Source organism: Xanthomonas sp. SHU 166 (genome assembly GCF_000364685.1).
In the GTDB taxonomy this organism is placed as follows: Bacteria; Pseudomonadota; Gammaproteobacteria; order Xanthomonadales; family Xanthomonadaceae; genus Xanthomonas_A; species Xanthomonas_A sontii.
The window spans coordinates 1-1,478 of the sequence record NZ_AQOJ01000997.1 but is presented as its reverse complement, the minus strand read 5'-3'; the positions used below and the strand labels follow the sequence as shown (position 1 = coordinate 1,478).

At 71.7% G+C, this 1,478-nt stretch carries 1 protein-coding gene and 1 pseudogene; one reads left to right on the top strand and one right to left on the bottom strand.

Annotated elements, in window-relative coordinates; genetic code table 11:
- Nucleotides 1–593, top strand: a pseudogene (locus D180_RS22130) (hypothetical protein); the annotation flags it as partial.
- Between the two features lie 24 nt (nucleotides 594–617).
- Here D180_RS22130 and D180_RS22125 read toward each other — a convergent pair.
- On the bottom strand, nucleotides 618–1,478 hold an 861-nt coding region (locus D180_RS22125), incomplete at its 5' end, for a ribonuclease H-like domain-containing protein (RefSeq protein WP_017914491.1).

Below are 1,478 nucleotides of genomic sequence, written 5' to 3'. Positions count from 1 at the left end.
GCTCGCGGATCAGCACGCGATCGATGCAGAAAACCCACAACGGTCAACTCGAACAGTCGTATGTCCGGGTCAAGGGCAACCATTCGACGATGAGCGGCAGCAGCGACGAACTCGCCAGCATGAAGCGCGAGACCCAGGGCGATGGCCTGTGGTTCCGCCGCGGCGGCAAGCGCTACGTGGTGCACGATCCTGCGCTGCTGGCCCGCTTCGACGCGCTGTTCGAGCCGATCGGCAAGCTGGGCGCGCAGCAGGGCGAGCTCGGCAAGCGCCAGGGAGCACTGGGCCGAGAGCAGGGCGAGCTAGGTCGTGAACAGGGCAAGCTGGTCCGGGAGAGCATCGCGCTGGCGGCGGACCGCATGGACTCCAACGGCATTGCCGCCAAGGCGCAAGCACGTGCCCAGACCGAACTGGCGCAGCGCCAGGATGCACTGTCGGCGAAGATGCGCGCGCTCGGCGAACAGCAGGCCGCGCTGGGCCGGCAGCAGGGCGAACTGGGTGCGCGTCAGGGCGAATTGAGCGCGCAGATCGATCGCGAGGTCGACCGCCTGTTCGATGCCGCCATCGCCGCGGGCAATGCGCAGCGGCTGGAGTGATGTCGCCGGCGGCGTGCGCAGCGCCTACGCCGACGCCGCACCCGCCAGCGCGCGTTCCTCGGCCTCGGCGGCGACCAGGCGCTGCAGCAGCAGCGCCAGCGTGACCACGTCCTGGTGGTTGTGCGCGGCGACGCGGCGCAGGTTGCGCGCGTTGCCGCCGCGCAGGTAGCCCAGCCACGCCGCCGGCGCTTCCGAGCCCGGCAGGTCGTCCTCGCGCACCACGCGCAGCAATTGCCGCTCGATGGTGGCGAGCTTGCAGTTCTCCCAGGTGCCGCGGTAACGGCGGCGGGTGGGATGCAGCAGATCCACGTGGTCCAGCGCCGACAGCGGATCGGCGCAGCGCGCCAGCCGATAGCGGGTCTTCAACAACGGCGCGTCGTAGCAGCGGCCGTTGTAGCTGGACAGCACCGTGCCCGGCCGCAGCCAGGCGCGGAACGCCTCCAGCATCGCCTTCTCCGCACCCATCGTGGCCATCAGCAACTGGCGGATGCGCAGGCCCGGGCCATCGGCCGGATGCACGCTCCAGTCGGCCGCGCCGATCATGAAGGCGCGGGTGCCGGTGCCGCCGGCCAGGCCGGTGGTTTCGGTGTCGAAGAACAGCAGGTCGGTGGGTTCCACCGTATCCTCGCGGCGGGCGAAGGCCAGCGACAGCGCGCCGGCGGGGATCGGCTGCGGCAGGAAGGCCTCGATCAGGTGCAGCCCGGGTGCGATCTCCACCCCGGGCAGGTGCCGGTCCGGCGCCGCGGCCGGTTTGCGTGCGGATGCAGCCGCGGTGGGCGCGACCGCACGCTCGCGCAGGCCGAGCAGGCGCCGCAGCGCGGACACATCGGTGCCGCCGCGGTCGAACGGGGCGATGGCGATGGGCGGCGCTACCGCGGTATCGGC